This is a genomic window from Streptomyces sp. NPDC033221 (genome assembly GCF_055577005.1).
Genome location: NZ_JBVIQN010000015.1, coordinates 1 through 17,764, shown reverse-complemented (window position 1 = coordinate 17,764; position 17,764 = coordinate 1). Strand labels below are relative to the sequence as shown.

Annotated in this window: 14 protein-coding genes and 2 pseudogenes; 10 read left to right on the top strand and 6 right to left on the bottom strand. The window is 71.1% G+C overall.

All coding sequences use genetic code 11. The features are described 5' to 3' along the window. Window positions 1–2 precede the first annotated feature (2 nt). Genes ACZ53K_RS20745 through ACZ53K_RS20735 form a run of 3 tightly spaced genes read left to right on the top strand, consistent with a single transcriptional unit; the run spans window position 3 to window position 1,846 of the window. On the top strand, window positions 3–989 hold the full coding sequence (locus ACZ53K_RS20745) for a DMT family transporter (protein ID WP_468838492.1): 987 nt from the start codon (window positions 3–5) through the stop codon (window positions 987–989). Beyond that, the gene (locus ACZ53K_RS20740) at window positions 986–1,222 is read left to right on the top strand and encodes a Trm112 family protein (protein ID WP_468838489.1); all 237 of its coding nucleotides are present in this window, start codon (window positions 986–988) and stop codon (window positions 1,220–1,222) included. The genes ACZ53K_RS20745 and ACZ53K_RS20740 overlap by 4 nt, the downstream gene beginning before the upstream one ends. Window positions 1,223–1,261: 39 nt before the next feature. Then, a complete protein-coding gene (locus ACZ53K_RS20735) occupies window positions 1,262–1,846 on the top strand; it encodes a hypothetical protein (RefSeq protein WP_468838486.1) in 585 nt (194 codons plus the stop codon). On the opposite strand, the gene ACZ53K_RS20730 is transcribed toward ACZ53K_RS20735, so the two are convergent. Then, window positions 1,826–4,207: an ATP-binding cassette domain-containing protein gene (locus ACZ53K_RS20730; protein WP_468838483.1), complete on the bottom strand. Its 2,382-nt coding sequence runs from the start codon at window positions 4,205–4,207 to the stop codon at window positions 1,826–1,828. The two genes, ACZ53K_RS20735 and ACZ53K_RS20730, sit on opposite strands and share 21 nt — an antisense overlap. Window positions 4,208–4,268: 61 nt before the next feature. Between ACZ53K_RS20730 and ACZ53K_RS20725 the strand changes: the two genes are divergently transcribed. Both ACZ53K_RS20725 and ACZ53K_RS20720 read left to right on the top strand, forming a co-directional pair. Beyond that, on the top strand, window positions 4,269–5,327 hold the full coding sequence (locus ACZ53K_RS20725) for a helix-turn-helix transcriptional regulator (protein WP_468838480.1): 1,059 nt from the start codon (window positions 4,269–4,271) through the stop codon (window positions 5,325–5,327). A gap of 87 nt (window positions 5,328–5,414) precedes the next feature. Next, window positions 5,415–6,446 (top strand): rod shape-determining protein, encoded by a 1,032-nt coding sequence (locus ACZ53K_RS20720; protein WP_468838477.1) that lies wholly within the window; start codon window positions 5,415–5,417, stop codon window positions 6,444–6,446. Between the two features lie 257 nt (window positions 6,447–6,703). Here the strand turns inward: ACZ53K_RS20720 and ACZ53K_RS20715 are convergent, their stop codons facing one another. From ACZ53K_RS20715 to ACZ53K_RS20700, 4 genes and pseudogenes are all read right to left on the bottom strand, one after another. Further along, window positions 6,704–7,300 carry a histidine phosphatase family protein gene (locus ACZ53K_RS20715; protein WP_468838474.1) on the bottom strand — a complete coding sequence of 199 codons (597 nt, stop codon included), beginning with the start codon at window positions 7,298–7,300 and terminating at the stop codon, window positions 6,704–6,706. Continuing rightward, window positions 7,293–7,679: a thioredoxin gene (gene trxA, locus ACZ53K_RS20710; RefSeq protein WP_468838471.1), complete on the bottom strand. Its 387-nt coding sequence runs from the start codon at window positions 7,677–7,679 to the stop codon at window positions 7,293–7,295. The genes ACZ53K_RS20715 and trxA overlap by 8 nt, the downstream gene beginning before the upstream one ends. A gap of 117 nt (window positions 7,680–7,796) precedes the next feature. Then, window positions 7,797–10,586 carry a molybdopterin-dependent oxidoreductase gene (locus ACZ53K_RS20705; protein WP_468838877.1) on the bottom strand — a complete coding sequence of 930 codons (2,790 nt, stop codon included), beginning with the start codon at window positions 10,584–10,586 and terminating at the stop codon, window positions 7,797–7,799. A gap of 528 nt (window positions 10,587–11,114) precedes the next feature. Then, a pseudogene (locus ACZ53K_RS20700) lies at window positions 11,115–11,609 on the bottom strand (FAD binding domain-containing protein); the annotation flags it as partial. Window positions 11,610–11,837: 228 nt separating this feature from the next. Between ACZ53K_RS20700 and ACZ53K_RS20695 the strand changes: the two are divergent. Further along, window positions 11,838–12,194 carry a PucR family transcriptional regulator gene (locus ACZ53K_RS20695; RefSeq protein ID WP_468838467.1) on the top strand — a complete coding sequence of 119 codons (357 nt, stop codon included), beginning with the start codon at window positions 11,838–11,840 and terminating at the stop codon, window positions 12,192–12,194. A 141-nt stretch (window positions 12,195–12,335) separates the two neighbouring features. Here the strand turns inward: ACZ53K_RS20695 and ACZ53K_RS20690 are convergent, their stop codons facing one another. Beyond that, the gene (locus ACZ53K_RS20690) at window positions 12,336–12,761 is read right to left on the bottom strand and encodes a hypothetical protein (RefSeq protein WP_468838464.1); all 426 of its coding nucleotides are present in this window, start codon (window positions 12,759–12,761) and stop codon (window positions 12,336–12,338) included. Window positions 12,762–13,261: 500 nt separating this feature from the next. Between ACZ53K_RS20690 and ACZ53K_RS20685 the strand changes: the two genes are divergently transcribed. From ACZ53K_RS20685 to ACZ53K_RS20670, 4 genes and pseudogenes are all read left to right on the top strand, one after another. Then, window positions 13,262–13,621: a hypothetical protein gene (locus ACZ53K_RS20685; RefSeq protein WP_468838461.1), complete on the top strand. Its 360-nt coding sequence runs from the start codon at window positions 13,262–13,264 to the stop codon at window positions 13,619–13,621. 176 nt (window positions 13,622–13,797) lie between these two features. Next, window positions 13,798–14,895, top strand: a complete 1,098-nt coding sequence (locus ACZ53K_RS20680; RefSeq protein WP_468838458.1) for an NAD(P)/FAD-dependent oxidoreductase — start codon at window positions 13,798–13,800, stop codon at window positions 14,893–14,895. Next, on the top strand, window positions 14,892–15,782 hold the full coding sequence (locus ACZ53K_RS20675) for an RNA polymerase sigma-70 factor (RefSeq protein ID WP_468838455.1): 891 nt from the start codon (window positions 14,892–14,894) through the stop codon (window positions 15,780–15,782). The genes ACZ53K_RS20680 and ACZ53K_RS20675 overlap by 4 nt, the downstream gene beginning before the upstream one ends. Before the next feature lie 268 nt (window positions 15,783–16,050). Then, window positions 16,051–16,377 (top strand): annotated as a pseudogene (locus ACZ53K_RS20670) (transcriptional regulator); the annotation flags it as partial. Window positions 16,378–17,764: the final 1,387 nt, after the last annotated feature.

Here is a 17,764-nt window from a genome sequence, read left to right as displayed (position 1 = left end):
CAGTGCTGTGGTGGGGCGTGGCGTCCGCGCTGCTCGCCAACGTCCTGTACAGCACCGGGTTCGTACTGGAGAAGCGCGCCCTGTCCACGCTGCCCGCGCTCAGCACCCAGCGGCCCGCCCGGCTCGTCCGCCACCTGCTGAGCAGCCCGCTGTGGCTCGGCGGCTCGCTGGCCCTCGCCGCCGGTTTCGCCGCCCAGCTCGCGGTCTACCGCACCCTTCCCATCGCCGCCGCCCAGGGCATCTTCGTCTCCGGTCTGGTCCTGCTGCTGCTCTTGTCCTCCGTCTTCCTCGGCGAGCGCACCACCGGCCGCGAACGGCAGAGCATCCTGGCGATCCTGCTCGCGCTCGGCATGGTCGTCGCGTCGCTCCAGGGCAACGGCGCCGGCACCGTCACCCGCACCGCGCCCACCGGCACCCTGCTCGCCATCGCACTGCCCTCGCTGGCCGCGGGGCTGTGGCTGTACGGGGCAGCCGAGCAGCGCGCCAAGCGCCGCCACCGCCAGCCGTCCTCGGGCGTCCCCTACGGTGTGGCCGTCGGCCTGCTCTACGGCGTCAGCTCGCTCGCCATCAAGGGCGTCTCCGGACTGCTGAACGCGCACGATCCGGCGGGCGCCGTCCGTGCCCTGTTCACCTCCCCGTATCCGTATCTGCTGCTGTTCACCGGCGCGGTGGGCCTGGTGCTGTCGCAGACCGCGCTCCAGCGCTGCCGTGCCTCCTTGATCGTCCCCGTTTGTACCACCGTGACCTGCGTCTACACCGTCGCCTGCGGCACGGTCGCCTTCGGCGAACCGCTGCCCTCCGACCCCCTGCGGCTGGCCCTGCGCCTGGGCGGCACCGCGGTCGCCGTACTCGTCCTGCTCGCCCTCCCCCGCCAGGACGCCCCACCACCGGAACCGGGGACGGAACCGGAACTGGAGCCGGCACCGAATCCGCCCTTTCCCTCCTCTCCCGCCTCGCCCTCCTCCCCCTCCCAAGGAGCTGAGCCGTGACCCCCGACGACCCCCTGCTGAAGATCCTCGCCTGTCCGATCGACAAGGGCCCGCTGACCCTGCTCGTCCCGGACGACGTCCTCTACAACCCGCGGCTGCGCCGCCGTTACCCGATTCTCGACACCATCCCCCAGCTCCTCCCCTCCTCCGGTGAACAGGTCACCGAGACCGAACACCAAGCCATCCTGCGCCGCCTGCCCCCGGACGAACGCCCACCCGACGAGCCCGTCTAGAGCACCCGCCCGAACCCGTCGTCCGCCAACATGTCCATCATGAACCCCACCACTGACAACGGCCCTTCCGACGGCCCCCGCGCCTTCCAGCTCGTCCTGCTGCGCCGTATGGCCGACCACCAGCCCGGCCTGGTCGAGGACGCGCTGCGCACCCTCGGCGCCTCGCGCGGCGACCTGCGCGAGGCCAACCGCCGCTGGCAGGCGTGGACCCATTCGCCCCGGTCGCGCGGCGCGGTGCAGCGCTACCGCTCGCTGCTCGGCCGTCCCGAGACCGTCACCGCCCGCCGTATCGGCGATCTGACCTGCGAGGCGCTGACCTGGCCCGTACCGCTCTGGCCCGATCTGCGGTTCGAGGTTCTCACCGGCCCGCAGGGCACCGCGTGGAACGCATGGCTGGTCCGCGCCCCGGGCGCCGCCGCCCCCGCCCTGCGGACGACCGAGGACCTGCTGCCCTGGTCCTGCACGGTGGACGAGGTGGCCCGCGCCTTCGCTCCGGCCCGTCCCATGGAGGGCACCGCCCCCACCCGATGGCGGCTCGCTTTCACGGCGCCCGACGCGAACGGCGAACTGCGGGACGTCGTCGCGGAGTTCACCTGGGGCCTGCTACAGCGCATCCTCGAATGAGGCCCGCATGCAGGCGGCCGTGGCCGAGCCGCCCGCCGACAGCAGGTCGCGCGGCGTCCCGGCGAACACGATCTCGCCGCCCCGCCGGCCGCCGCCGGGTCCGAGGTCGACCACCCAGTCCGCCCGTTTGACCACGTCGAGGTCGTGCTCGATCACCAGGACGGTGTTGTCGCCGTCCACAAGCCGGTCGAGCAGTGCCAGCAGCCCTGCCACGTCGGCCATGTGCAGCCCGCTCGTCGGCTCGTCGAGTACGTACACGCTCCCCGTACGGTGCAGCCGGGTGGCCAGTTTGAGGCGCTGCCGCTCGCCGCCCGACAGTGAGGACACCGCCTGCCCCAGCGTCAGGTAACCGAGCCCCACCTCGGCCAGGGCCGCCAGCTTCCGTACGATCCCCGCCGCCTCGTCGCCACCGGCGGACGCGGGACCGTCCGCCTCGAAGAACGTCTTCGCCTCCACCGCCGTCATCTCCAGCACGTCCGCGACCGACCTGCCCCGGAGGGTCAGCCCGAGCACCTCGTCCTTGAAGCGCCGTCCGCGGCACGCCTCGCAGGCCGAGGTCACCGGGTCCATGTACGCGAGGTCCGTGTGGATCACTCCGCGCCCCCGGCACGCCTCGCACGCCCCGGCCGCGTTGAAGCTGAACAGTCCCGCCGGGACGCCGTTCTCGCGCGCGAAGAGGGCGCGTACCGCGTCCATCGCCCCGAGGTAGGTGGCCGGCGTGGACCGCCCGGACACCCCGATCGCCGACTGGTCGACCACGACCGCCTCCGGGTGCGCGCCCACGAACGCCTCGGACACCAGCGTGCTCTTGCCGGAGCCCGCCACCCCCGAGACGGCCGTGAGCACCCCGGTGGGCACACGGAAGTCCACGCCCTTGAGGTTGTGCAGCGTCACGTCCCGCACGGTCAGCCAGCCGCCCGGCGTGCGGACGTCCTCCTTTACGCCCGTCACCCGCCGCAGGCCACGGCCCGTGGGCGTGTCGGCCGCCGCCAGTCCGCGCACCGTGCCCGCGAAGACCACTTCCCCGCCGTCCCTCCCGGCCCCGGGCCCCATGTCCACGACGTGGTCCGCGATGGCGATGACGTCGCGGTCGTGTTCGACGACGAGGACGGTGTTGCCCTTGTCGCGCAGGCGCACCAGGAGGTCGTTGAGGCGGCGTACATCGCTGGGGTGCAGCCCGGTGCTCGGCTCGTCGAAGATGTACGTCATGCCCGTCAGGCTGCTGCCCAGGTGGCGCACCATCTTCAGCCGCTGCCCCTCGCCGCCGGACAGGGTGGCTGCCGGGCGGTCGAGGCTGAGGTAACCGAGGCCGGTGTCGACGAGCCGGCCGAGCGCCGTGACCGCCTGTGCCGCGATGCCCGCGCCCACCGGCTCTTCGCCCGGGTCGATGCCTCGCAGGACCTCGCTCAGCCCGGTGACCTCCAGTGCCGACATCTCGGCGATGGAAAGCCCGGCGACCTGCGATTTCAGCGCTGCCGCGGTCAGCCGCGCCCCCTGGCACGGCGGGCAGGTCCCGTCTTGGACGAAGCCGCGCACCATCTCCCTGGTCTTCTCGGCGAGCGCCGACAGATCGCGTTTCACATAGCGTCGGTCGAAGTTCTCGACCAGTCCCTCGTACGTGTTGTTGTAGGCCCGCTCGCCGCGCTTGACCTTGAATCCCTTGCCGTAGAGGAGGAGGTCCCATTCCCGTGGCGTGTACCGGTCCAGGGGTTTGTCCGGGTCGAAGAGGCCGGAGGCCGCGTAGATCTGCCAGCCGGCCGTGCCGACGGCGAGCGGCGGGAAGCGGATCGCGCCCTCGTTGAGGGAGCGGCCGGTGTCCAGGAAGCGGTCCAGGTCGATGCGGGTGGTGCGGCCCAGCCCGGCACACTCCGAGCACATCCCGGCGGGGTCGTTGAAGGAGTACGCGGTGGCCTCGCCGGCGCTGGGCGTGCCACAGCGCGAGTAGAGCACCCGCAGGACCGCGTAGATGTCCGTCAGGGTGCCGACGGTGGAGCGCGCGCCGCCGCCGAGGGGCCGCTGGTCCACGACGATCGCCGGGGCGAGTCGCTCGATGGTGTCGGCCTTGGGCCGTTCGTGTTTGGGCAGCTGATTGCGTACGTACCAGGTGAAGGTCTCGTTCAGCTGGCGCTGCGACTCCACCGCCACCGTGTCGAAGACCACCGAGGACTTGCCCGAGCCGGACACGCCGGTGAAGACGGTGATGCGCCCCTTGGGGATCTCCAGGTCCACGTCCTTGAGGTTGTGCTCACGCGCCCCGGTGATCCTGATGCTGTCGCCGTACTGCGTCCCCGTACGGCATGCCCCTACTCCTGCCCGGGCCCCTGCTCCTGCTCCTGCTCCTGCTCCTGCTCCTGCTTCCATGCGGCCACGCTAGGGACGAAGTAGGTCAGAACATGGCCGCTTTCTGCGGCACCCTGGAGGCATGAGCGACACCCCGGCGCGCCTCCTGGAGCTCCTGACGCTCCTCCAGACCGGCCGCGAGCGGACCGGCACCGAGCTGGCCGGGCGGCTGGGCGTCAGTCCGCGTACGGTCCGCCGCGACATCGACCGGCTGCGCGGCCTCGGCTACCCCGTGGACGCGGCCCTCGGAGCCATCGGCGGCTACCGCCTCGCCTCCGGCACCGCGATGCCGCCGCTCCTCCTGGACGACGAGGAGGCCGTCGCCATCGCCGTGGGCCTGCACGCCGCGGCGGGCGGTACGGTCGCGGACGTCGCGGAGACCTCCGTACGGGCCCTGGCCAAGCTGGAACAGGTGCTGCCCGCCCGGCTACGGAACCGGGTCACCGCCCTCCGGGAAGCCACCGTCCCGCTGTACGGCCTGCTCACCGGCGGCGGCGAGGCGCCCGTCACCGACCCCGCCGTCCTCACCTCCCTCGCCACCGCGTGCCGCCACCGCGAACGCGTCCGGTTCGCGTACACGGCGGCCGACGGCGCCCCGAGCAGGCGGCACGCCGAGCCATATCGCCTGGTCAGCGCGGACCAGCGGTGGTATCTCGTCGCGTACGACGTGGACCGTACGGACTGGCGTACGTTCCGCGCCGACCGGATCAGCGGCCCGCGACCCACCGGCGCCCGCTGCATACCGGGTCGCCGGCCGCCCGCCCCCGACGCCGCCGCGTTCGTCGCCGAGTCCATCACCAGCCACCGCGCGCGGCACCGGGCGCTGGTCACCCTGCACACCACCCTGGAGGACGCCGCCACCCGGCTCCCCGCGGGCACCGGCCTCCTGGAGCCGCTCACCCCGGATTCCTGCCTGCTGCGTACGGGAGGCGACGCGCTGGACTGGCTCGCGTACCGGCTCGGCCTGCTGGGCGTCCCCTTCGAGGTGCACGAACCGCCGGAACTGATCGCCTACTTGCACGATCTCGGCAGCCGCCTCCTCGACGCCGCACAGCGCTCCACGGCCCCACCGGCCCCCAGCGCCTCTTCCGCCCCTCGCAACCCCATGTCCCCCAACCGGACCTCCTCAACGCGCACCTGACGACCCGTTGACAGACGATGGCTCACGAGTGGCCGCCGGCGGCCGCTCGGCCCGTACCGCCGAATGCTTCCCGGGGAGGCACCATCCATGACCGCCAGCCTGGCACAGTTGCTCCGTTGCACGGTCGCCGTCGACCTGGGCGCTGCCCGCACCCGGATGTACATCAAGCACCAGGGCCTGGTGGTGGACCAGCCGACCGTCGCGGCCGTCAACATCCGCACCGGCGCGCTGATCGCCGTCGGGGACCGCGCAGAGGTGATGGACGGCCGCACACCCGACCACATCCGCGTCGTACGCCCGGTCTCCGGCGGCACCGTCGTGGACATCGACATGGCCCAGCGGCTGCTGCGCAACCTGGTCGACGACAAGCTGCGCAAGGCATGGCGGCGCAGACCCGCCATGCGGGCCGCGGTCTGCCTGCCGTACGGCAGTGAGCCGCTGGCGCAGCGGGCCGCGGTGGAGACGCTGAACGGGATCGGCGCCCGCCGGGTGGAGATGGTCGACACCCTGGTCGCCGCGGCCGTCGGCTGTGACCTGCCGGTGGAGCACCCGGAAGCCACCATGATCGTGGTGTGCGGGGCGGGGACCACACAGATCGCGGTGCTCTCGCTCGGTTCGATCGTGGCGGCGGCGACCGTCGCGGTGGGCGGCAACGCCATCGACCACGCCGTCGTCCAGCACCTGAGGCTGCATCACAAGCTGATGCTGCCGGGCCAGTCCGTACGGCCGCTGCACCTGATGCTCTCCGGCAACGGCGACCTGGTGGCGGGCCCGACCGAGGTGCACGGCCGGGACGTGGTCAGCGGGCTGGCCCGCTCGGTCATGGTGGAGACCGAGCCGGTCCAGCGCGCCATCGCCTCACCGCTGACCACGATCCTGGACGGAATCGGGTCGGTACTGCGCCGCTGCCCGCCGGACCTGGTGGCGGACCTGGGCGAACGCGGCATCATGCTGGCGGGCGGCAGCGCGCTGATCCCCGGCCTCCAGTCGATGATCCGGCAGGCCACGACCATGCCGGTGCACGTCGCGGACCGGCCGGACACCTGTGCGGTGCTGGGACTGGGCGCCATGATCGAGGGGAAGGTGGAGCCGTTGCACCTCGACCCGATGGCTTCTTAGGCGCGCTGATCAGGGCCGCAGGTAAGGGCCGCCGGTCTGGCCTGCTGGTCAGGGCCGCCGGTCTGGCCTGCTGGTCAGGGCCGCCGGTCTGGCCTGCTGGTCAGGGCCGCCGGTCTGGCGCGCTGTCAGGGCCGCCGGCCAGGCCCAGTCAGGCCTACCGGTCCGACGCCACGGCTTCCTAAGAGTGCGGCCGACGCGCCCCCGCAGGAGCATCCCCTCCACGGGGGCACATCCTCCAGGCGCGCGCCGGTCGCCGCTCACAACGTCCGGGTGTTCCAGCCCACCACCGCGGGCCGCCCGTGCTCCGCGCCGAGCACGCCCACCGTGCCCGTCTCGAAGGTGAACAATGCGCCCGCCGAGGCCGGCAGCCCCAGCCGGCGGGCCGCCAGCACACGCTGGAAGTGCCCATGACCGACCAGCACCACATCGCCGTCCGCCGTGCGCAGCTGCTCCACGATGCGGTTCAGCACCCGGTCGGCGCGCGCGCCGACCTGCTCGGGCGATTCACCCGGGTGTTCCGGGGGGCCGGCGGCCACGCCGTCGGTGAACAGGAACCAGTCGGGGCGGGTCCGGTGGATCTCGTCGGTGGAGATGCCCTCGTAGCCGCCGTAGTCCCATTCGCTCAGGTCGGCGTCGATCCGCGGTTCCGGCAGTCCGGCCAGCTCGGCGGTGCGCCGGGCCCGCCGCAGCGGGCTGCTGAACACCGCGCCGATCTTCCGGTCCGCCAGGACCGGCCGCAGGGAGCGGGCCTGCTCCTCACCACGGTCGGTGAGCGGCAGATCGGTCCAGCTGGTGTGCTGACCGGACCTGCTCCACTCCGTCTCGCCGTGGCGGATCAGGAGCAGTTCATTCACCGCTGCCCTGTCCCTCCTGCGTCTGGGCCTCCTCGACGGAGGCACGGACCTCGTCCATGTCCAGGTTGCGCGCCTGGCCGATGACGTCCTCCAGCGCTTCCTCGGGGAGCGCGCCGGGCTGCGAGAACACCGCGATGTTCTCGCGGACGATCATCAGGGTCGGGATCGACTGGATCTGGAAGGCGGCCGCCAGCTCGGGCTGCGCCTCCGTGTCGACCTTCGCGTAGACCAGGTCGTCGTTCTTGTCGGACGACCGTTCGAAAACCGGGCCGAACTGCTTGCACGGGCCGCACCACTCGGCCCAGAAATCGATCAAGACGAAATCGTTGCCGGAGACGATGTCGTCGAAGTTGTCCTTGGTGAGCTCAACCGTGCTCATGCGTACTTCCCTGCTTCCGGTTCCGGTCTGTTTACGGTCCCGCTGCGACAACGAGGTCATCCCTTGACCTATTCCGCACGCCGGACCGTCCCGCACCCCTGCCCAGCAAACGCCGTCCTATCCATGCGAATTTTCCCGGCCGTCCGGCGGCGCCCCGGGCAGCCCGCCGGACAGCATCCGCCACACCCGGTCCCGGGTCAGCGGCAGCCGGGTGAAGCGGACGCCGGTGGCGTCGCGGAGCGCGTTGGCCAGGGCCGGCGCGACCGGGTTGAAGGGGCTTTCGCTCATGGCTTTCGCGCCCACCGGGCCGACCGTGTCGGACGTGGGCGTGAAGTGCACTTCGGTACGGGGCACGTCCGCGAAGGCCGGCAGCCGGTACTCGCGGAATGCCGCGGTGCGCACCGCGCCACGCCCGTCCAGCCGTACGTCCTCGAAGAGCGCCGACCCCAGCGCCTGCACCACCCCGCCCTCGACCTGCCCCCGGCACTGCATGGGATTGATCACAGTGCCGGCGTCCGCCACATGCACGCTGCGCAGGATGCGGATCTCGCCGGTGTCCGGATCGACCGCCACACGGAACCAGTGCCCGTTGAAGGCGACCGTGCGCGGCGTACCGGCGAAATGCCCGTATCCGGTCAGCGGACGGTACCCGGCCGGCGGCTCGCACCCGGCCGACGGCCCGGATCCGGCCGACGTCCGATACGAGGACAGCGCCCCATCACCACTCCCGCTCCCGCCCCCACTCCCGTCTCCATTCCCGCTCCGGATCTGCCCGGCCAGGGACCGCGCCGCGCGCAGCACCGCCTCGCCCCCGACCACCGTCCCGGCCGAGCCGAAGCCCCCGGTGTCGTACCCGACCGCGTCGGTGTCGGCCTGCCGCACGGTGATACGCGTGTCGTCGACGCCCAGCTCGGCGGCGGCGATCTGGCGGAGCGCGGTGGTGGTCCCGCTGCCCGATTCGGTCGAACCGACAGCCAGCTCGTACGTGCCGTCAGCGGTGCGTGTGATCCGGGCGTCGGCGAAATGGCCGCCGGGCCCGGCCGCGGCGATCATCGACAGGGCGCTGCCCTCGCCCACGAGCCAGCCGTCCGGCACGTCAGGCCCTCCAGCAGCCGCCTCCGGCCTGCCGGACACCTCTCGCAGTACCTTCAGGCACGCGTCCAGCCCGTAACTGCTGATCCGCAGGCCGCCCTCCCCCACCAGCGTCTCCAGAGCGTCGCTGGGCCGCAGCACATTGCGTTCGCGCAGCAGCAGCGGGTCGATGCCCAGCCGCCGCGCCAGTTCATCGAGCGCGCTCTCCAGCGCGAAGACGACCTGCCCGAGCCCGTACCCGCGGAAGGCACCGGCCGGGACGGTGTGGGTGTACGCGGCGAAACCGTCCACCTTCTTGTTCGGGCAACGGTAGAGCGCCAGAACATCACCGCAGCCGCGCTGCAGCACGGTCCGGGCGTGGTTGCCGTACGCGCCGGTGTCGGACACCACGTGCAGCCGGAGCGCGGTGAGGGTCCCGTCCCGGCGCGCGCCCGCCTTGATCCGTACGGTGAACGGGTGCCGCGTCGTCGCACCGTGGAACTGCTCGGCCCGGGTGAACTCCAGCTTGACCGGGCGCCCGGTCCGCAGCGCCGCCAGCGCCACGATGTCCTCGACGAGCATGTCCTGCCTACCGCCGAAGGCACCGCCGACCCGCCCCGCGACCACCCGTACCGCCTCGGGCGGCAGATCCAGCAGCGCGCACAGGGAACGCCGCACGAGGAACGGCACCTGGGTACCGGTACGGACGACCAGCCGCCGTCTCGGAACGGAATCGCCCTCACCCGGGTCGGTGCGCCCGACGGGCCCAGCCGGCCCAACCGGCTCGAAATACGCGAGCGCACCATGCGTCTCCAGGCTCGCGTGCTGCGCCCGCTGCGTACGGAACGTCCCCTCGTACACCGCGTCGGCCGCCGCGAACCCCCGCTCCACATCACCGGTCTCCCCGTGCACCTCACCCGCCACATTGGTGCCGGGCCGTGCGATCCCGGCCCACGCCCCCTCGTCGTGCACGACCACAGCCCCCGGTGACATCGCCTGCTCCGGACCGAGAACCGCGGGCAGCACCTCGTACGTCACCCTCACCCTGCGGCAGCCCTCCTCCGCGGCCGCCTCGCTGTCCGCGACCACCGCGGCCACCCGCTGCCCCACATGCCGGACCGTTTCGTCCAACAGCCGGGTGTCGTACGGATCGTCCTGGCGATGCTCGTGCTGAGCGGTGGTGAAGTACCGGTCGGGCGCGTCCCGGTGGGTGAAGACCGCGTGCACGCCCGGCACCCGCAGCGCCGCGCGGGTGTCGATGCCGGTGATCCGGGCGTGGGCGTGCGGTGAGCGCAGCAGCTTCATGTGCAGCAGTCCCGGCCAGGAACCGGTGTCGAGGTCGAACGTGTAACGGGCCGCGCCGGTGACCACATCCCTACCGTCGAGCGCGGGAACATTACGGCCGACGGCCGCCCCCGCTGCCGCGTCCTCGGTGTGCCGGACCCCTCGTACGGCGTCCTCGATGGCCCGGTACCCGGTGCAGCGGCACAGGTTCCCCTTGAAAGCGCGCGGCAGATCCGCGAGCAACCCCTCGTCGAGCGCGGCAGTCGTCATCACGAACCCGGCAGTACAGAAACCACACTGGAACCCCTGCGCGTCCAAAAACCGCTGCTGCACGGGATGCAGGCGACCGCTCCCCACATCAGCCAGCCCCTCGACAGTGGTGACCGACCGCCCATCGGCCCACACGGCCGGATACACGCAACTGTGTACCGGCTCACCGTCCACATGCACCGTGCACGCCCCGCAGTCCCCGGCGTCACATCCTTTCTTGACGCCACAACAGCCGCGCTCGCGCAGGTAGGTACGCAGGCACTGCCCGGGGCGGGGAATCACTGCGGTGCTGCTGCCATTGACCTCGGCACGAAAGAGTCCGGAAGCGCCCGCCCCAACAGACCCAGCCGAACTCGATTTCGAAACCGTCCCCGAAACCGACCCCGAATACGACCCCAAAACCGAAGCCGAACCCGAAACGGGGGCCGGAAGCGGTACGAACCCAACGGGCTCCCGCCTCCCCAACTCCTCCTCCCCCAACTCCTCCCCCATCCCCTCTCCCATCTCCTCCCGCACCTCCTCCCCCATCCGATACGTCATATTCCGCCGCCACTCCGGCACCCCATGGACATCGTCGAACCACCCGTCGTCCGGCACGGCCCGCCCGATCGCTGCGCGCAGCTCACGGGCCGACGGCAGCTCCGGGAAGCGCAGCCGTGCCGGCCGTACGGTGGAGGCGGTGATGGTCAGGCTGAAGGCCTTGTCCACCGGGTCGAGCGTCCCGATCAGCAGCGCGGCCGACCGCCCGAGCCCGTACAGCGAGGTCTGCCGGAACGCCGTCCGGCATCCCAGCGCGCGGGCCGGCAACGTGACCGAACGCAGCAACTCCCCTTCCGTCAGGGCATTCCGCCCGGCCCCGGTGACGAGGTCCGTGACCGGCAGCCGCCGGGCGCTTCCGTCCCCGGCCAGCAGCAGACAGCTGCCGTCCAGCGCCGCCGTGAGAGAGATCATCGGGCCGGCGGGCAGCGCGTGACACAGATTCCCGCCGACAGTGGCCGTGTTCCAGATCTTGAACGACGCCAGGAAGGCACGGCAGCACTGCTCGAACAGCGGCCCCGCCGCCTGCCCGATGCCCTGACCGAACCGGGAGACTTCGGCGACCGTGCACGTGGCCGCGATCTCCAACGCCCCGTCCGGAAGCCACCGGAGCGACTCCCAGCCCATCCGGCTCAGGTCCAGCAGCCGCCGCACCCCGGGCTGCGGCTCGGAGAAGAGGTGGGTACCGCCGCCGAGCCACGCGTCCCCCGGCCGCCAATCCGGATGTTCCCGGGCGTCCAGGACCTCCCGCACCGTATTCAGGTCCATGCCCCGAGTGAAACAAGCGCAACCCCTCAAAACCCGCCGCAACGCCCCACAATCCCCACGAACTCACCCCCACCCCACCTCCATCCCACTCCCTCCCCCTCCCCGGCACCAGCGCCACTACCCCGCCCATTCCCCTGGCATTTACGATGCGATTCCGCACTCTCACCTGGTGAGTGCGCACGGCAGATCCCCGGGCCCGGCGCCCGGACGGTACGAGGAGTACGCCCCATGCCGCACACCACCCCGCCCGCTCCCGGGGAAGGCCCCGCCCCCGCCACCCTCGAAGGGCTGCTGACCGCCGTACCCGCCGACGTACGCGCCGTCTTCAGCGCCCGTACCCTGCGCCCGCTCCTCCCTGAGCACGACAGGACCGGCACCCTGCTGCACACCCTGGAGGTCTTCCTGCACCACGACGCCTCCTGGTCCCGTACCGCCACCGCCCTCCGCCTGCACGTCAACACGGTTCGCTACCGCATCCAGCGCATAGAACTGCTCACCGGCCGCGACCTCACCCGCCTGAGCCACCGCCTCGACCTGCGCGCCGCCCTCCTGTGCCACGCGGGAACGGCACAGGGCGCGGCGTAACGAAGCCGCGCCCACGGGGTGCCGCCCTAAACAAGTAAGGGCCTCACCAGTACCGCCCCACCAACGAAAGGCGGGACGGCAGCCGCCGCCCCGCCCACCCGCTCCCGGGACACCTCCCGGAACGGCTGTCCGGAATCCGGATCAGATGTGCAGCAGGTACACGTACTTCCCGCCCGCGCCCGCGTTGAGGTCCTTGTCGTAGCGCTCCCAAGGCTTCGGCGGCTGGTAATCACGGTTGTCGGTGAGCGCGACGTCCAGGGAGTTGATCGGCGAGCCCTGGTCGGCACTGCGCGTGTACGCGGCGTAGATGAACTCGCCGCCCGAGCCGGCGTTCAGGTCCTTGTTGAGCTTGCGGTAGCCGTGCGGAGGCTCGTCACCCTTGGACAGGAAGATGATGTCGGTGATGGGCCCGAACGCGGCGTTGGGCGCGGCGAGCTTACTGTCGGTCTCGAAGGCGAAGTACAGGTACCGACCGCCGGCGCCGGCGTTCAGATCCTTGCTGATCTTCGTCCAGCCCTCGGGCTCCTGCTCGTCCCCTTCGAGGACCATGAGGTTGATGACAGCCATTGCGTCCGTTCCTTTCTCGTCGGCGTGCTGAGAAGAGGCGGGCTCACGCTATGGCTGTCCCCCCTGGAGCACATCGCGCGCAATCGGACAGCGGGGCGTTCGAATCGCCATCCGGTCACGCCCCGCCTGAGCTGCCGACCACACACCCCGCCCGACCCACCCCCTCGAACAACCGAACGACACAACAGGTGGCCCCCTGTCCGGTTCCACCGCCGCCCCCCACTCACTTCACCCTGGCCCCCCACGGCAACGCGGAAGACCCGAATGCCACCGACGGGGTCCGGCCGCTCCCGGACGGCGGGAACAAAACCGACGACACCCCTCGGCAACCTCGCCCCAGAGCAGCCTGAACCGCACCCTCCCTGGAAAAGTGCACAGGCTTGCCTACGGTCAGCCGCCGAAGGGCGGGAAGAAGTGAAGGCGTACCGCCCGGCGCCTCGGGAGCGGCCTCCGGCGTACTGAACGCGGCACGGCAGATCGGCTCTTCCATAGGTCTCGCGGTGCTCGGCACCGCGGGCGTCAACGCGGCCAACTCCACCTGGCAGGACAAGGTGTCCGGCCTGGACGGGCCGGCCCACGACGCGGCACTCGGGCAGGGACACCACGTGGGCAGCGGCCAGGTGCACACCGTGGTGGACACGCTCGGCGCCCCGTTCCGGCAGGCCGCCGTCGACTCCTTCCTGCACGGCTATCAGCTGGCCGTACTGCTGGCCGCGGTCTGCACCGCCGTAGCCGCGGGCTTGGCCTGGATAGGGTTCCGACACAGCCGAAGGAAATCCCTCGAGGACGATCCGGACACACAACCGGACACCCAAAGGGCCCCAGAGGCCGCCCGCCACGGTGCCAGCGGCGACCTTTAATCCCGCCCCCTCTCCGAACCCCCGCGAACCCATGCGCACCCCTGCGGTTCCGTGCATGCACACAGGCCACATCACCCGAGGCACGGGGAGTGACGCAGCTCACTCCCCTCGCCCGTCACAAACCGGCAGGCGGGCCGCATCCCGTGTGTGAAGCGATTCCACAACGGGAGGCAGATATGAAGGTCGTGGTGGTGGGGGCCGGTTACGCGGGGACGATGGCGGCGAACCGGTTGGCCAAGAAGGTGAAGGCAGCGGAGATCACGGTGATCAACCCGCGCCCGGACTTCGTCGAGCGGGTGCGGCTGCACGAGCAGGTCGCCGGGACCGGAGCCGCGGCGACCCCGCTGTCGTCGATGCTGAGTGGGGGGATCACCACGCAGGTGGGCACCGTCGACAAGATCGGCGACGGTCAGGTCACTCTCGTCGACGGCGCGAATCTCGACTTCGACCATCTGTTTCTCGCGGTGGGCAGCACGGTCGCGCCGCTGCCGGGCACCGTCGCGGTGGGGACCTGGGAGGGCGCGGAGGAGGCCCGGGCCGCGTTGGCCGGGCTGCCCGGCGGGAAGGCGGTCACCGTCGTCGGTGGCGGGCTGACGGGCATCGAGACGGCATCCGAGATCGCCGCCGGCCGGCCCGACCTCCGCGTACGCCTGGTGGGGCAGACGATCGCCGCGAGCCTGTCGGCAGGGGCGCAGAAGCGTGTGCGCACCGTCTTGGACCGCTTGAACGTGGAGATCGTGGAGGACAGCGTCGCTCAGGTCGATCCTGGCGCCGGGGAAGGAGGAGGCGACGTGGTGCGTCTCCACTCGCGCCCGCAGTTCACCTCCGACCTCACGCTGTGGGCGATCATCGGCAGCGTGCCCGACCTGGCCGCCCGCAGCGGACTCCAGGTGGACGCCGACGGGCGTGCGGTGGTCGACGAGCACCTGCGCAGCGTGACCGACCCGCGGATCTTCGTCGTCGGTGACTGCGCGGCGGTTCCCGGCTCCCGAGCGGCCTGCGCGACGGCCATGCCGCAGGGCGCACACGCAGCGGATACGCTGGCGCGGATGATCCAAGACCGTGAGCCCGAGCCCTACTCCATGGGGTACGTCGGACAGGCGTTGAGTCTGGGCCGACACGACGGGCTGCTGCAGGTCGGCCGCAGGGACGACGCCGTGCGGCGGCTCTACTTCGCCGGGCGCACCGCGGCCGTGGTCAAGGAACGCATCTGCCGTTACGCGAAGTTCAGCGCCCGCACCGCCACGTATGCCTGGCTGCGGGGCCCGAAGTGACCGGGCAGCCGGACCCCGCGGACGAGTTCACCGCGCACCGAGCCCTGCTCTTCTCGATCGCCTACGAGATCCTCGGTTCGGTGGCCGACGCCGAGGACGTCCTGCAGGACAGCTACCTGCGGTGGCGGTCGGTGGACCACGCCTCGGTGGAGAACACGCGGGCCTACCTGGCGCAGATCGTCACCCGGCAGGCACTCGGCGTACTGCGGTCGGCCGCCCGCCGCCGGGAGCAGTACGTGGGACCGTGGCTGCCCGAGCCACTGGTCACCGGCGCTGTCGGCGACGCACCCGACGGCATCGACCATGTGCTCACCGGCGAGGCGGTGACCACGGCGATGCTGCTCGTTCTGGAAACCCTGACGCCTGGCCAGCGCGCGGTGTTCGTGTTGCGCGAGGTGTTCGGTTTTGACTACGCGGAGATCGCCGCCGCGGTGGGCAAGTCCGAGGCCGCGGTGCGGCAGCTGAACCAGCGCGCCCGCAGCAGCGTGCGCGCGAAGCGACACACCGCGGTCGCCACACCTGCCGAGGCCCAGCCGGTCGCCGAACGATTCCTGGCGGCGGCCGCGACCGGCGACGTCCAAGGCCTCATGGATCTGCTCGCGCCCGATGTGGTGTTCCTGTCCGACGGCGGCGGAGTCGTCAACGCGGTACGGCGCCCCGTGGTCGGCCCCGACAAGGTGGCCCGGCTGCTTCTCGGTCTTCTGGCCAAGGGTGCCCGCCTGGGCGAAGTCGACATCCGCGTCGGCACGTACAACGGGATGCACTCCGTCGTGGCGCGCATCGACGGCGAACTCGACCAGGTGACCTCGATCGAGATCCGGGACGGCATCGTGACGGCCCTCTACTGCGTCCGCAATCCGGAGAAGCTCACGGCGATCAAGGTGTGACCCGTGAGCCTTCGGGGCTTTTGGCGGCGAGCGGTCCCCGCGTGCGCGGGGACCCGCGGCGTTGCGCCTCTCGCGGACACCGCCGATGTCACCCCCGCGCCTACGGGAATGAGCCCCCGGCCTGGAATAGCGGCCGGTCAACCAGCAGACTGAGCGCCCATGCGGAACGCGGTCACGAGCAAAGTGCCGGCGGCACGCGGGCCAGGCCCGCCGGGCAAGGTCTCCGTGCTGATCCCGGTGAACCCGGCCTCATCAAGGAGCTTCGTCCACACGTGCCACCGTTGACCTGTACGCGGTCAGCGTGCACTGGGCGCTCGGCGACACAGGCGCCGCGCTGGAGGCCGGCAGGGACCTGCGGCCCGGGCAGTTCCCTACCGCCGAGCGCAAGGCCCGCCTCGGCACGGACATGGCACGGGCATGGAACCGGCCTGAGCAGACCGCCCGCGCCCTGCTGAACGCACACCGGGCCAGTCCCGGCGAGGTCCGCGACCGGCCCGCAATCCGCCAGATCGTCAACGCATTGGCCGAGCGTCACCCGCATACAACGGGCGCACGAGAGCTGTACACCGCCGTGGCACCGGCCGGAAACGGCTGACGCAGGCAGGGCTCCCCCACAACCGCCACAATCACAGTAGCGACGTGCTCGGGCGTTCCGCGCCCGCGCTGCAGAGAACAGTTCCCCAGCCAGACACCCAGGCTCACTCGGCTCGCCCCTCGGCGAAGCCTCACCCTTGAGCCAGCCACGCGGCCATTACCGTCCGTGTCCCTTCACAAGGTCACGGGAACGCTTCGTCGGCGTCTTCGGAGCTTTGGCGCTGCCACTTGCCTTCGCGTAGCCACGGCGGCCATCGCACGGAGGCCGCGTGCGGCAACCGTGAGGCGACGGATGTCGCCAGACGCCCTCGAAGTGACGTTTCCGCAGATCACAACGTTTCTGCACTGGTGGGCGGGTGGGACTCGAACCTAAACGGGTGGGCCATCTCACCTGCGGTTTCGCTGGACAACCGGACATATGCATCCGATTCGATCCTGCTCCGCCCTCTCCGGTCCCGGCCGGTCTGGAGCGGTGAGGCAATTGCCTCACCGGGCTTTGAGTTCCGCTCGGAGCTCACGGCGTTCCGGTCAAGACGACAGGCCCCGCCACAAAGCGCACGCCGCACGTGGCCGGGTGGACCACCTCAGAGCTGCAGGACCGACTCTCTCCAGCGGCTACGCACAGTAGCCCTTCACGAGACTCGGCCACGACCACGCACCGCCCCACTCGGGAAGCGCACGTCGCCGAACATTGGTTGCCACCCTTTGACGACTCCCGGCACACGGGTAGGCGACGCCCGCTCCGGACCGTCCAATAACAGGGGGAACCGTGACCGGTCCGTCGTCGGCCGGCCGGCGGAAGGCGGGCAGCAAACACCAACTGATCTGCGATGGACGCGGCACCCCACTGCACGTCATCACGACCGCCGCCAACAGACCCTGAATCTGGTCCACGGAACCCCGCCGGTGGCCGGACGCCCGGGCCGCCCCCGGCGCCCTGAGTGCGTTCTGGGCGACAAGGCGTACGACTCGAAGGCCTTGCGGCGTGAACTGCGGCGCACCCGAACCATGCCGGCGGCCGGCCCCCTCACAAGGGCTCCCCGAACATCGAGGGCTTGGGAAGACTCCGCTACGTCGTCGAGCAGACCTTCGCCCTGCTCTACAGTTCAAGCGTCTGGCCGTGCGCTGGGAGCGACGCGTCGAACTCCATGACGCCTTCCTCCCGTTGGCCTGCGGCCTCATCTGCTGGAGGCGACTCAAGACGACCGGGTCATGATCGCGTTACGAGCTCTAGGTGACCGCGCTGGCCGCAGACCTCATTGAGTGGTCGTGACCAGCATCTTCCCGACAGACCCTAGGAGTTGTCTTCAAATGTCACGCCCACATCAGGAGCGATGCAAGGGTGACGGCTGCTCGGTAGGACTCGGCGGTCTTCTCGTAGCGGGTGG